Raw genomic sequence first — 13,466 nt, 5'->3', positions numbered from 1 at the left:
GGACCAGCACCAGCAGGGCTTGCTGCCCGGCATCGAGCCTGCGCCACCTCGATCCCAGCTCCCGGCGGTGCGTGCGGATCAAGCCGGACACGAACCTCAGGGTGCGATGTGACAACGGCAGCGCGGCACGACAGAACAACACATGAAGCCCCTGGGTGACGCGGAACGATCTTGGTCGATAGCTCTGCTACCAGGGGCTTCGCCATGCCTGCGGGTCGACACGCCGAGAGCGCGCCAACCTGTCACGACCGCAAACCCTTACCTGCCAACGCATCCAGACCAGGATGAAAATGGCTCGATGTGACAGGTGTCGAACTGGTCACTTCCGATCGGGGATGTCAGCGAGGAATGGCACCCCCACCACGATCAGCAGTCGCGCCAGGTGGCCGTACACGACATCGACAACGGCATTGGTGTAGACGTCGTCGGTCAGCGCTGCCGCCAGGAGCCCAGCCGCGGCGATGATCGAGAACAGCGAAGCCACGCCGGCATACGGCCACACCGGCAACATCACGTCGAGCCCACGCCATACGACGTCAAGATCCACATACGTTGTGGGTGTGCCCGACCATGCCTCGGCCAGACTCGACGGCATGGCAACGACGGTCAGCAGGTAGATCACGGCGTAGGTCGCCGCCGACGTACCGATGAGCAGGCTGATCAGCCTGCCTCTCACCCGGCGCGGGAATTCTCTCGCAGCCAGCTCGCACAACCTGCCGACGTCGGGCTTCTGGTGTGCAAGCTTGAGGAAACGGTTCAGCTCCTTTGGCCTTGGCCAATGCTCACGAGCGATGCACCTGTTGCGCAGCATCGTCGCTCCCATCCGGACCGACTTGTCGACATCGCCACTCACCGCCGAACCGGCCTGCTCCATCACTTGCTCCAACCGCACGTTCCGCAGCCGGCGCAGCACCAGGAAGAGCAACGGCCCGACAGCGAGCACTGCAAGCGCCGCCAGCCGCCAGCCCGCCGACGCAACGAACTTCCACGGATCCTCGGTGAACATCGGCGCCAGCACGATCACCAGCGCGGCGGGCAAGAACAGCGGCATCCGCCGGGCCAGCAACCCAGCGCGCAGCACCCACCGCCCCAACACCGCCAACGCCAACGGGAGCAGATGCGTCAGCATGATCAACGCGCTGTTGGTGAACAACAGCCACCCCAAAGTGACCCACCAGGCGCACACGACGATGTAGCGGTTCGTCCTCGGTGTGATCACGTTGAGCATGAGCAGCACGAGCGGTGCGAACACGACCGCTAGCACCGCCCCGGCCGCCGCAAGCACGGAGAAGCCCAGCTCCGCGACGGCAAGCACACCCAACCCCAACACGGCCGACACCCATAGCCCGCCGCTGACCATCCGACCCTGGTTGATCCAGTCGTGCGGCTCATTCACACACACGTCGCCGAACCCAAGGCTGCGCAACGCACGCACGGCGAGCACCCTAGGCTTGACCTCGTAGCGCTTGCGGTACCGCCTCGTTCGGCGGATGCCGTCGCTATCCTCGCCGTACAGACCGAAGTCCACGCTGATGTCAACCACGGCCACCTGATCGCGCCCGCACGAACACTCGTTACTGCTCGCTCACCAACAAGTCACGGGCAACAGGACCGCGGGGCAGCATCGTGGATCATTTGACTCAGCAGCCGCCATAGCGGGATGTCGTCACCGCGCGGCCGTAACGTCGCCGAACGACGCTTCAAGAGGCTTACTGCTCCGTCGGCTCGGCACCCTCTGCGGCTTTCCGTAGTGCGACATAGTCGCGATGGCGGACTGCCGCATGACGTCCGTTGATGATCTCGCCTTCGAGGACCCTCAACGAGTCGCCATTGACCTCGACCGGCCGTACTTCCCCGCTCCAGATGAGTGTGTCAACTACATCGACGCCCCATGCTTTCGACGACGACGGCGACGCGCATCCACCAAGGGTTGGCGTCACGTTCCGCATAGCTCGGAACACTCGTCTCGTTCTGAGCAATCCGTATCCACTGGTGTGGGTTCCCTTGCCAGCGGATACCGGCCAGACTTCAGGCCGAGTCCTCTCTCGGACCACGACGGCCCGTCGACGACGGCTTCCTCCAGCTCACCCGCGCTCATGATCGACTGTCTTTACCATCGAGCACGGAGCCACGTCAGCTGTTCAGATGAACATCGCCCGAATGCCACAACGCCAGCCAGTCACTGTCCGTTGTGGACGATGCGCCGGACTCCAGCCTGTTCCTCGAGTCCCCGCGCAGACTGGTCGCCCTAGCTGCCACGGTGGTGGCGTCCCGCCGCGGTGTCGCGCTCGACTCTGAGGCGACGCAACGATGCCAGATCTGGCCGTCATGCTAGGCCGGGAGCGCTTGGCCACCATCACGGCCCGGAAAGCAGGCCTCACGGAGCGGACGCCCCGGCCGCTGACCCGCGTCCATCACCTGGACCGGCACTGCCTGGGAATCCACCAGGAACAAGGTCGGCAGCTCCTACACCCGGCAAGCCCCCAGCAGACTGGCTCATGAACCGACCCGCCGCGGACGCGCTGTGGGAGGCGTGGAGCCGCGCGCGACGAGCGGGTCGAGCTCGCCTGCGGTGGGGTCACGGTCGCACCGGCACCGCGCTGGCGTGCCTGGCCGTCCTGAACGGGGTGCAGGCCGCCGAGGCGGTCACGTACGCGGGCGCGCTATGGACCGCCGGGCGGTCGAGACGCCGCGGCAGCGCCGCTACGTCGCCCGCTTCGAGGCGTCGTAGGACCGTCCCGGACGGTCAGGCGCGCTCGACGGCATCGGCCTGCGGACCCCGGTCGCTCTGCCGGATGCGGAAGCGCACCCGCTCGCCAGCCACCAGAGGCTCGCCCGAGACCACCGAGACGTGCACGAAGAGGTCGGGCCCACCGGCGTCGGGGGTGATGAAACCGAAGCCGCGGTCGGCGTCGTAGCGGGCCACCGTGCCGTCGCCGGCGCGGGCTGCGGGCCGGGTGACCGTACGGGCCTGGTTGGGGGTCGCGGCGGCCTCCACCGGCTCGCCGGTGGTCACGAACCGCACCTCGCGCGCCTGACGACCCTGGTCCACGGTGACCGTGGTGAACGAGACCCGGTCGCCCTCGGCCGGCAGGTACACCTCGTCAGCCAGGGCGCGCACGTGCAGGAAGACGTCACCCGCCCCGTCGTCGGCGGCCACGAAGCCGAACGACTTCTCCTCGTCGAACCACAGGACGGAGCCGTCGGCGCCGTCGCCGGGCGCGACCAGAGGGGCTCGGCGGACACCGGCGTCGAAGCTCAGCGGCACCAGGTGCTGGGCCTGCGGCCCCTTCTCCCCCGCGGTGACGACGAAGGCCACCCGCTGCCCGGCTGCGAGGACGCCCCCGGTGACGATGGCGGAGGAGTGCACGAACACCTCCGCACCCCCGCCGTCCGGCGCGGCGAACCCGTAGCCCTTGGCCGGCTCGTACCAGGAGACTGTGGCGAGCACGCCCAGGGTCGCGTCAGGCGCGGCGTCCCCGGTGACGGCGACGTGCAGTGCCTGCGGACCGCGGGGTCCCTCACCGGTCTCGAACTCCACCGTCTGGCCCTCGCGCAGCGCCCGGGCCGCGCCCTCGCCCTGCACCTGCGAGACGTGCACGAAGATGTCGGCGCTGCCGTCATCCGGGGCGAGGAAGCCGAAGCCGCGCTCGAGGTCGTACCAGCGGACGGTTCCCTGCTGCACGGTGCACTCCTGGTCTCGCGGGTGGTCGGGGGGCCAGTGTCCCAGGCGCGTATGTACATCTTGATCCCGACGCGCGGCAGCTCCGCCGTGAGTACATCGCCGAAGTCACCGAGTTCGCGCCCGTCACCAGACGTTGCCCGAGTATGCGGACGTGTGGGGCCAAACTATGCCTGGTGGTCCGACCTGCGCCTCAGGCCGCCGCAGATTCGTACTCGTTGATCAAGCCGCCGATTACTCGCCAACGATGAACGACGCTACAGCCTGATTCTGTGAGCGGGCCACCGGGCTGTGGTGGAGTGCGCTGAAGCCGAGGGTCACCTTCGTTGGTCAGCAGTGTTCCACAGATAGCCGACATCGCAAATGACCAAAGATTGAAATACGCCGACTGGCCCTCCATAATGGTTTCGAGCTATCCAATAGTGCAACGCGCGAACTGCGCAAGCTTGCTACGTATGGGAACTCAAATCTCCCCTCGGACACAATCGCTAAGTACAGGCGGAGAGGTCGTCGCATAGACGACCTCTTTTGCTTTGTCGTACTTCAACTCGATCCCAAGTTCTCCGTAGAGCCCCGACAGCTTCTCCGGATCGCCTTCCTTGATGACCGCCGTCACATCTGGCAACGAGTCCGCAGCAGCCTGAACCTCCGCTTCAGACGTCAGGTTCGGCGCTGGCAGCCCCTTCAGCGGCTCCACGAAGCCCTGATGGTTGTGGCTGCCGGAGACGATGTGCCCCTACCCAAGACGGCTATCGGTCGCGCCGCAGCGCGCAAGCTGTTCCACGTCCTCGGCTGTGATCATCAGCACAGCGTCTGGCTGGCCAGACGTGACAACCCGGTCTCGCCTCGTCCGCGTTTCCTCCCCTGTAGGCCACGGCCGTCCGCCGTGGTCGTTCGTTGCATGGGGGTTTTCTTTGAACAGACACAAGCGTCGAATCCTGACCCGCGTGATCGCCGTCGCTTCCCTGGCGGCGGCGGTGCTCACTGCTGGGCAGTCGGCTGTGGCGAGCACCGACGTGACCGGCGACCGGCCGGCCACCGCCACGGCGGTCGAGGTGTTCACCGCGGCCCCCGCGCTGCCGGACCAGCTCGCCGACGACGTCGCGCAGGCCCTGGAGGCGGCGGAGGCGCGCGCCGAGGCGGACCCGGCGGACCTCGCGCCTCCTTACGTCGACCGGACCACCGGCCGGATCGTCGCGGGCGTGCGCACCGGCGCCGACTCGACGAAGACCGCCTATGCGGCAGGCAGCATCGGCGTCGATCCGTCCACTGCGGACAACGGGAACGACGACGCGAACCAGGACGGCCTCGAGACCGGCAAGACCGAGGAACCGGCGTCCGAGACCGCGGCGGCCGAGCCGGAGGCCGCGCAGGCTGTCGTCATCCCGAGGATCTTCTACCCGAGCACGCCGAAGGCCAAGTACAGCCTGGCCGACCTCGACGCCGTGAAGGACGCGGTGCTGGAGTCCGACGTGCCCGGTGTGCAGAACCTGTACGCCGCGTCCGTGGACGCCGAGCGCAACCGCGTGGTGGTGCGTGCCTCGGCGCTCACCGAGGAGACCCGTACGGCGCTGGCGAGCAAGTACGGCGCTGAAAAGGTCGCGGTGCACCTCGCTCCGAACACCTTCGTGCAGAAGCAGGTCAGCCGGGACAACGACGCCAACCCGTTCTTCGGCGGTTCCACCACCAACACCAACGCGGGCACCTGCACGGTCGGGTTCTCCTGGACGCACGAGGGCGAGAGCTACTTCCTCACCGCCGGGCACTGCACGAGTGCCAACAGCGACGTGCGGATGCCGCGCTACGGCACGCAGAAGGTGGGCAAGGTCGTCAAGGACAACTGGAACAACACCACCGGCTCGACCAAGATGAGCGGTGTGTCGTACTACAGCGGTGACCTCGCGCTGGTGAAGATGAACGGCAGCTGGAAGACCGCGGGCAAGATGTACGTCGGCGGGCCGAACTCGAGCTCCTACCGGAAGGTCAAGGGAGTCGCCAGCAGGGCGCCGAAGAAGGGCGACAAGTACTGCACGGGCGGAACCACCAAGGGCGAGTTGTGCGGCTGGAAGGTCTGGGACGCCAAGACCAACATCCGGTACGTCGACGGCGAGATGGCGCGCAACGTGACCCTGGGCAAGAAGGGCGGCACCTGCACCGCGCGTGGCGACTCCGGCGGCCCGGCCTACACGGTCAGCGGCGGGAAGATCGTCGCGAAGGGCATCCTCAGCGCTGGCGGCAACTTCAACGACGGTGACTGCATGGACGTGTTCACCGACATCCGGTTGGCTGAGAAGGCGATGCCCGGCATCGTGAAGAAGGGCTGACGAGTCCTGTTCTCGGGTGGCCGGACGCACTGCGTGCCCGGCCACCCGCCGGCAGCTGGGCCGCTTCCGCGCCAGGTGCCTGGCAACGACCAGGTACACCAATACGAGGGTGCCAGTGTCGCTCATGTCGCGAGAGGACGGCTACTTTCGTTCGAACACCCATATTGCGCTGCCGTCGGGGGATCCGGTGTTCCGCTTCGCCTCACCGGCCGAGGCGCGTACATGTAGTCGCGGTCGGAGCGGCTGTTGTCGAGGCGGAACCCTCCAGGGGCCGACACCGCGCCCCACAGCGAGTCTGTGGTGACGTTGCCGGTGTTCCTCCGCACGGCGTTGTCGGCGGCGATGGTGTCCAGGTCGTACCGCCCAGGCATACCGGGATCAGCGGTTCCAGCCGAGCCCTGCGGGGTACCAAAACACGGTCCGGTGCGTCTGACCTGGTCTATTAGGCTGCCGCAGGTTCATACTCGTTGATCAAGCCACCGAGTACTTGGCGGCGACGTACGGACCGCTACGGCCGGGCACTGCGATCGGGCGATCGGGTCGCGGTGGGGTGTGGTGTCGCGCTTCATGTGGCCGCCGGTGGTTGTAGTGGGGACACGTAGCGGTTCAGCACTGACTTGAGGTGATGCTCGTTGATGAGCAGTCGGTCGGTGAGCTCGCGTCTGACGGTGCCGACAAACCGTTCCGCGTGGCAGTTGGCCGCGGGACACCCTGGCGGGATCTTCACGACGTCGATCCCGGCGTCAGCGAGAACGGAATCGAACGACGCCGTGAACTGGCCGGCCCTGTCACGAACCATGAATCGGAAGTCACTGGCCGTATCGCCGAGGTTTATCAAGAGGTTGCGAGCCTACTGGGTGGTCCAGCGCCCGTCAGGGTTGGTGGCGGTGCTGAGCGTCTCATCGACCTGCGGCCGCCCAGTCCGGTTCGGGTGGGTCCACTTCTTTGCGACGAAGCGCCGATGCCACCGCAACACCGTGCCTGGAGTCACCAATCGGTGCTCCCCCAACCAGACAGGCAACCGCCGCACCAATGCGACCAGCACCGCACGATCAGCCCGATCCAGACGCGGACGACCGTGAGTCCGGCGCAACACCGCGACCTCATCCCGCACCACCAGCAACTCCACATCCTTCGCCGCCGACGACCGGCCGAGCAGAACCAACCAACCACCCAGCTGAACAAAGACGAGACAGAGCAGTCGCAGAGCCACGCCCACGATCATGCCGCCGGAACACCAGAACCCGATCACCGCAGCTCACGGGCGAGCGCAGAGTTCTGGCACCCCACACGGAGTGGGAGCAGATTGGGAGCAACTCCGCGCGTTGAACATCCCGGAACGGTCCTCAATGGACTTGAACGGACCCGTGGACGCATCGGCCCCAGCGCGTCGACGTGGCGCGACTCCTGGGCGATGATGTGTCCGTCGTCTAGGACCTCGGTCGCGATGTGCGCGGTCGCTGCGATCGTGCGGGCACCGTGCCGACGGACACGTGCGTAGGGGTTCGCTCCCCGGTACCTCTCGGTGTCATCGTGACTTATGTGTGCACCGGCCGTGTCCGGTTAGGACTGTGTCGCAGATCGCGGTCAGCCGTTCAGACCCCCGTTCGGCTCAGCTTGAGCCGCCGCCGCACGCTGGGTCTGTTCCCTAAATTGCCCCAGCGCGGCTTCTGATGTCAAACGAACGGTGTAACTCGGGGTGAAGGAAACGACTACTTGGGTCGGGCTCGGGCGTTGCGCCAGCGGACGTCGCCGGCGGTGGCGGCGTTCTGCTCGGCGCAGCCGCAGTGGTCGGTGCCGTTGAGCGTGAAGTAGCGCAGAGCGGCGAACTCGGCCTCGATCCAGTTCAACCAGCTGGAGTAGGTCGGCAGGAACACCAACTCCACGTTGTTGCCGTCCGCCCACTTCCGGCCGTGGTTTACCGGACTGGCTGGATTGTCTCATCGGGGTTGATGTCGCGTCGGTGGTGCCGAGTGGCCCGGCGGAGGGGTTGGGGATACCACCAGTTCCAGCGGCCGAGGATCTTGATGAAGGCAGGGACGAGAACGAATCGGACGAGGGTGGCGTCGAGGAGGATGGCGACGGCGAGTGCGAAGGCTAGTTGTTTGCTGTCGGGGAGGTGCGCGGCGAGGCCGCTGGCGAAGACGGCGATCATGATAGCGGCGGCCGTCGCGAGTGGTCGGGCGGTGGTTTGCAGGCCGGTGGCGACGGCCCGTTCGGTGTCGCCGTGGATTTCGTATTCCTCTTGGATGCGTCGGATGAGGAAGACCTCGTAGTCGAGAGACAGTCCGAAGAGGACGACGAACACGGCGATGGGGAGATAGACCTGGGTGGTGCCGGTCGCGGTGGTGCCGAACAGTTCGTCGCCGATGCCGTTTTGGAAGACGACCACGACCAGGCCGTAGGTGGCGGCGGTGACCAGGATGTTCATGATGATTGCCTTGATGGGCAGCAGCACGCTGCGCAGCAGCACCATGAGCAGCAGCAGCGAGACGGCCAGTACGAACCCGATGACCCACCAGAGCTTGCTGGTGGACTCTTCGGCAAGGTCGACGACCACTGCGGGGGGTCCACCGACCAGCACGGTGATGTCGGGTGGGGTGGTACGAGGGACGATGGTGTGACGCACGTAGCGGACCAGCGCGGCGGCTTCTGGGGTGGTGGGGCTGATTTTGGGCACGGCGAGGACGAGGGTGGTGTCGGCTCGGGTGCCGTACACGAGGGCGGTGGCTATCCGGGGGTCCGCGCGTAGGGCGGAGACCAGGGCGGTTGTGTCCGGGACCGGCCGGTGGGCTGGGGTCTGTACGACGATGGGCATGAAACCGCCGAGGTTGCCGCCGTCGGCGCCCTTGTCGTCGGTGAGTACGGCCATGCCGCGCCCGAAGGCGGTGTCGGCGAGTGCTTTCTCGGGCAGTTCCAGACTCAGGCGCAGGTCGAGGCTGGGGGCTGCGGCGAGCGCGAGCAGCACGACGACAGTGGTGCCGTATCGCCACGGGCGTCGCATCACATGTCGTGCCCAGCGAGCCCAGCGTCCTTGCTCCCCCGCTGTGGCCGTGGCGTGGGGGCGTGTCCGCCACGGCAGTGTTCCGCGGTCCAGCCAGGGGCGGGAGGTGGCGAGCAACGCGGGGAGCAGGGTGAGCGCGGCGACGACCGAGATGGCGGTGACGGTGATCGCGCTGGCGGCCACGGCGCGGACAGCGGCGTTGTCGATCAGGAGTGCGCTGCTCGTGGCCAGCATGACTGCGATGCCGGAGTAGGCCACTGTGCGTCCGGCGGTGGCCGTGGTGTGGCCGAGGGCGTCGGTGCGGCCGAGACCGCGTGCCAGTTCCTCGCGGAAGCGGCTGACGACGAGCAGGCAGTAGTCGATGCCGACGCCCAGGCCCACCATGCTGACGACCATGAGCTGGGTGGCGTTGACTGCGGGGAGCAGATCGAGCACGCAGAGGGTGCCACTGATGGCGACACCGGCCACGACCGCGGGTACGGCGGCGGCGCCCAGGCAGCCGAGCCCGAGCAGTAGCAGGAGGAAGGCCGCGGGCATCGCGATGGCGTCGGCGGTGTAGACGTCGGTCAGCGCCAGCTGTTGGAGTTCGTGTGCGGCGGCGGTGTAGCCCACGAGGTAGCCGGTGACGTGTCCGGCGGAGGTGTCGCGGATGGCCTGTTCGACCGCGGCCTGCCACTCGGGGAACCAGCGCAGTCGCTGTCCGTCCGTTCCGGATACCGTGACGAGGATGTAGCTGTTGTGCGAATCCCGGTAGAGCCCGCGCAGCTCCCACAGCGGTCCCGCTGCCGCGGCGGGGATGTTACCGGTGGGTAGATCCGCTGGTGGGAGAGGTACCACGACGGTGACCTCGCGGCGTTGTCGGAGCGCGGTCATGACTGCGACCGCCGTGCGGGCGAAGCCGGGCTCGGTGGCGGTCTCGTGCTCGTTGCGGAGCACGACCAGCATCTGCTCGCGGCCCAGGTCGGGGAAGTGCTCGGCCATCGCCGCTTCGGCCCGCGCCGACTGTGAGCTGTCGACCCGGATGGGCGGGGGATCCAGCGGGCCCAGCAGCTGCGGCAGCTGCACGAGGCCGAGCAACGCGAACGCCGACCATGCGGTCAGCACCAGCCAGCGATGCCGGGCGGCGGCGACACCGACCCGGTGGAGGATGCCTGTTCGGTGGTGACGGCCGCCTGTGCTGCTGCTCATCACCGCCGCTCGGCCGCCTGTCGAACGGTAGCTGTGCGGCGGTTGCGCAGTCGGGCGGGCATGGCGGGGAGGCCGGCACGCAGGAGCGCTTCCACCATCCGGGGCCAGCCGGCCCGCGGCGGGGTCGCGAACACGTCGAAGTCGCGGCGTTCGATGTCGTCCAGCATCTCCCGGAACAGCGCCGCCCCGCACCGGACGGCCAACCGGCTGGCGGGCTCCACCATGTCGACGACCTCCATCCCGCGGTTGTACAGCCGGCGCACGCGGTCGACCTGGAACCGAAGCAGCTCACGGATCGCCGGTGTCACCTCTCCTCGTTCCAGCTCGCGGCGGATCACCCCGAACTCCGCGAGTTCGTCGGCGGGGAGGTAGAGCCGCCCCCAGCGGAGGTCCTCACCCAGGTCGGTCAGGATGTCGGTGAGGTACATGGCGGCGCTCAACGCGTCCATGCGCTCGGTGGCCTCGGGAGCGCGTGGCCCGAGCAGGGCCAGCACCTGCCGCCCGACACTGCAGTTGACGGCCTCGACGTAGCGGTACAGGTCGGCGTAGGTGGCCCAGGTGGTGGTGGTCAGGCTGGTCCACATCGCATCGAGGTAGGCGTGGACGGTGTCCGGGTCGATGTCGTAGGTGTGCAGCGTGTGCAGCAGCGCCCGGCAGACAGGGTGGTCGGACCGGCCCGCGCGCAGGTCGCCCTCCACCTGGGCACGCCAGGTGCGGAACTCCTCGGTGCGGGTCGCCGGATCACCGTCGTCGATGATCGCGTCGGTCCGGCGCGCGAAGCCGTACAGCGCCCACGCGTGCGGACGTGTCTGCGGTGGCAGGGCCCACAAGGCGTATCCCGACGCCCAACCCTCGTGCGCGAGGAGCAGATCGCGACAGCACCGGTACGCCTGCCGCAACCCCAGGTCGTTGACGCCGGCCTGCGCCAGCGCTCTGTGGTCGACGGGGGCCAACGGCAGCAGTAGGGCCTTGGCGATCGGGCTGACCGAGTTGGTCGGGTTATCGGACACGGTGCGTCACCTGGTCGAGCACCCGGGCGAGGCGGCGGCGGGCCGGGCTGTCGGGTAAGGCGGTCAATGCCGCACGCGCGGTGTCCACGTGGTCTTCTGCCATCCGCAGCGCCCGGTCCACGGCCCCGGTGCGCCGCAACACGGCACGGATCAGCGGGTAGGCCACCATCGGGGGGACGACCCCGGCGAGGACCTTCTCGACCAGGATCCGTTCGCGCCTGCGCGCCGCGCGGTAGGCCAGCAACACCGGCAGGGTGGGCCGACGGTTGCGTAGGTCGCTCAACGCCGACTTGCCCGCCGTGGCGCTGGTGCTGACGAAAGGCAGCAGGTCGTCGACGATCTGGAACGCCATACCCAGTTCGGTCCCGAACCTGCCCAGCGACTCGACCTCCGTGCGGCCGCCGCCCCCGAGGACGGCGCCGCTTTCGCAGGCGACCCGGAACAGGCTCGCGGTCTTGGCCTCGATCATCTCCAGATAGGTCGACACCTCGCAGGAGGCGTCTCCGACCAGGTTCACCTCCAGGACCACGCCCTTGCCGGCCTTTTCTTCGAACTCGCACATCAGCCGCAACGCCGCGACGATCCGGGCGTCCGGCATACCGCGCTCGGCACAGGAGGACAAGCAGTCGAACGCGCCGACGATGAGCATGTCACCGATGAGGATCGCCTTCTCCGTGCCGTACCGGTGCTGCACGCTGGGACGTCCTCGCCGGATCTCGTCCCGGTCGATGATGTCGTCGTGCACGAGGCTCGCCACGTGCGCGTACTCCACGCCCACCGCTGCGGGCAGCGCCTGGTCCGGCCGGCCCCCCACGGCAGCCGCGGACTCCAGCAGCAGGATCGGCCGCACCATCTTGCCCGGCGGCAGCAGCGCGTGCCGCGTGATCTCACCCGGCTCACCCTGGACAAGGCCCACCCGACGTTCCAACTCTTCGCACAACCACGTGCGATACTCGCTCCAGGCCCGCTCACACTGCTCGGCGAACGCATCGGAGTCGGCGGCCACTCTCGACGCGGGTGTCACCCCGGCGGTGTCCGGCACATGCAGAGTCATGCTGTTCCGATCTGTCGGCGAAATGATCAGGAAGCCGTTCACGACGGCTGGACCGAGGCGGCACGGGGCGGGTCTGTCCCAGCATCTGGGTGGGGGCACAGGACCGAGCCCGTGCCCGCACTCCTCCGTGTCAGATCTTGATCAGGGTCAGTTCAACGGTTCCGGTGTACGTGTGGAGGTCATCGCTGGGACTCGGCGTCAGGGCGGCGCTCACGCACTGCATCGACACATCGGCCTGGATGAAATCGACCGGGCTTCCGGACACTCTCCCGACGTAACCCACGTGCGGTCCACTGGTCGCTTCAAGCGTGCCCGAGGTGTAGGAGCCGGGATCCGGTGTGGCTTTGACCGTGCCGGACTGTTGTCGTCCCTGCGCGTCAGTCCAGGTGACCATCGCCTCGCCCGCGCCGAGCGCCGCTGAGTAGCAGGATGCCTCGATCGCCTGCTCTGTGGTCTCGATGAGTACGGTGTAGGACTTGCCGACATCGTCCACGCAGGTGAGATCGCTGCTACCGCCCACGGTGACCACCTTCGGGGCCAACCCGATGGTCTGCCCGTCGGTCGTCTTGAGCACTCCCCTACCAGTGCACTTCAGAACGTTCGGCTCGTCCTGCGCCGTCGTGGCGGAAGCCTCGCTTCCCACGTGAGTGTTCGCGGCAGGTGCGGCGGCCGCCGCGGTCAGTGAGAACGGCAGCACTCCGGCGGCCATGAGCACCGCCGCAGCGGTTAACCGGTTGATCCGGTGCCACGCCCGTCCTCTCGCGGGCCGTCCGATCTTCGTGGTTCTGAGCATCGCTACCTCCGTCATCCGATGGGAACCGATGTTCTGCATCTCGTACGCCACACGGCACCGTAGGAAATCCGCCGCAAGCGGAATCGACCGTTCACGAAACGGCAGAAGCATCAACGGGGCCGCAGCGACCTCATTTCAGTTGCGCACATCAGTAATACGCAACGGGGCTTATGCTGTCAACGGATCACTACATTCCACATGACACAGTCACCCAATAGAAAAACTACTATACTGTCAGTAAACGCATGCACCCTCGTCTCCCCGATCGAGGGACCCTCAATATGGTGAATCTGCACGGATGTCGCAAGCAGGGTACACTGGTGGTGAAGCTTGCCACATCCGCCCTCCGCGCCTCACGAACAGGGCATCAGAAAATCCTAATGATTTCGAGGTACATCGAGATTACGTTGG

11 protein-coding genes and 2 pseudogenes are annotated in these 13,466 nt (G+C 67.2%); 1 reads left to right on the top strand and 12 read right to left on the bottom strand.

The window, feature by feature from the left end; genetic code table 11:
* The 5 genes and pseudogenes from C8D87_RS18870 to C8D87_RS45170 form a co-directional block, all read right to left on the bottom strand.
* A pseudogene (locus C8D87_RS18870) lies at nucleotides 1-142 on the bottom strand (IS5/IS1182 family transposase); the annotation flags it as partial.
* Nucleotides 143-319: 177 nt separating this feature from the next.
* Nucleotides 320-1,543 carry a hypothetical protein gene (locus tag C8D87_RS18865; RefSeq protein ID WP_170166482.1) on the bottom strand — a complete coding sequence of 408 codons (1,224 nt, stop codon included), beginning with the start codon at nucleotides 1,541-1,543 and terminating at the stop codon, nucleotides 320-322.
* A gap of 1,203 nt (nucleotides 1,544-2,746) precedes the next feature.
* On the bottom strand, nucleotides 2,747-3,451 hold the full coding sequence (locus tag C8D87_RS48915; protein ID WP_411711418.1) for a cold shock domain-containing protein: 705 nt from the start codon (nucleotides 3,449-3,451) through the stop codon (nucleotides 2,747-2,749).
* A gap of 30 nt (nucleotides 3,452-3,481) precedes the next feature.
* A pseudogene (locus tag C8D87_RS47810) lies at nucleotides 3,482-3,685 on the bottom strand (cold-shock protein); the annotation flags it as partial.
* 460 nt (nucleotides 3,686-4,145) lie between these two features.
* Nucleotides 4,146-4,379 carry a hypothetical protein gene (locus tag C8D87_RS45170; protein WP_146771769.1) on the bottom strand — a complete coding sequence of 78 codons (234 nt, stop codon included), beginning with the start codon at nucleotides 4,377-4,379 and terminating at the stop codon, nucleotides 4,146-4,148.
* Between the two features lie 250 nt (nucleotides 4,380-4,629).
* Here C8D87_RS45170 and C8D87_RS18850 point away from each other — a divergent pair, with 250 nt between their 5' ends.
* Nucleotides 4,630-6,006, top strand: a complete 1,377-nt coding sequence (locus tag C8D87_RS18850) for a S1 family peptidase (RefSeq protein WP_112227658.1) — start codon at nucleotides 4,630-4,632, stop codon at nucleotides 6,004-6,006.
* An 850-nt stretch (nucleotides 6,007-6,856) separates the two neighbouring features.
* On the opposite strand, the gene C8D87_RS47805 is transcribed toward C8D87_RS18850, so the two are convergent.
* The 7 genes from C8D87_RS47805 to C8D87_RS18810 all read right to left on the bottom strand — a co-directional run bounded on the left by C8D87_RS47805 (nucleotide 6,857) and on the right by C8D87_RS18810 (nucleotide 13,169).
* The gene (locus tag C8D87_RS47805; protein WP_233442177.1) at nucleotides 6,857-7,258 is read right to left on the bottom strand and encodes an integrase; all 402 of its coding nucleotides are present in this window, start codon (nucleotides 7,256-7,258) and stop codon (nucleotides 6,857-6,859) included.
* Nucleotides 7,255-7,548 (bottom strand): formyltransferase family protein, encoded by a 294-nt coding sequence (locus C8D87_RS49200; RefSeq protein ID WP_112227749.1) that lies wholly within the window; start codon nucleotides 7,546-7,548, stop codon nucleotides 7,255-7,257. The genes C8D87_RS47805 and C8D87_RS49200 overlap by 4 nt, the downstream gene beginning before the upstream one ends.
* Nucleotides 7,549-7,718: 170 nt before the next feature.
* The gene (locus C8D87_RS18830) at nucleotides 7,719-7,883 is read right to left on the bottom strand and encodes a hypothetical protein (protein ID WP_215732374.1); all 165 of its coding nucleotides are present in this window, start codon (nucleotides 7,881-7,883) and stop codon (nucleotides 7,719-7,721) included.
* Between the two features lie 41 nt (nucleotides 7,884-7,924).
* Entirely contained in the window at nucleotides 7,925-10,087 is a 2,163-nt protein-coding gene (locus C8D87_RS18825) for an MMPL family transporter (protein WP_170166481.1), read from the bottom strand.
* 110 nt (nucleotides 10,088-10,197) lie between these two features.
* Nucleotides 10,198-11,208, bottom strand: a complete 1,011-nt coding sequence (locus C8D87_RS18820; protein WP_112227656.1) for a phytoene/squalene synthase family protein — start codon at nucleotides 11,206-11,208, stop codon at nucleotides 10,198-10,200.
* The gene (locus tag C8D87_RS18815; protein ID WP_146771768.1) at nucleotides 11,198-12,262 is read right to left on the bottom strand and encodes a polyprenyl synthetase family protein; all 1,065 of its coding nucleotides are present in this window, start codon (nucleotides 12,260-12,262) and stop codon (nucleotides 11,198-11,200) included. The genes C8D87_RS18820 and C8D87_RS18815 overlap by 11 nt, the downstream gene beginning before the upstream one ends.
* A gap of 130 nt (nucleotides 12,263-12,392) precedes the next feature.
* Nucleotides 12,393-13,169, bottom strand: coding sequence for a hypothetical protein (locus C8D87_RS18810; RefSeq protein ID WP_146771767.1), 777 nt, complete (start codon nucleotides 13,167-13,169; stop codon nucleotides 12,393-12,395).
* Nucleotides 13,170-13,466: the final 297 nt, after the last annotated feature.

Source organism: Lentzea atacamensis, from assembly GCF_003269295.1.
GTDB lineage: Bacteria > Actinomycetota > Actinomycetes > Mycobacteriales > Pseudonocardiaceae > Lentzea > Lentzea atacamensis.
This window is presented reverse-complemented; position numbering and strand designations above follow the sequence as displayed.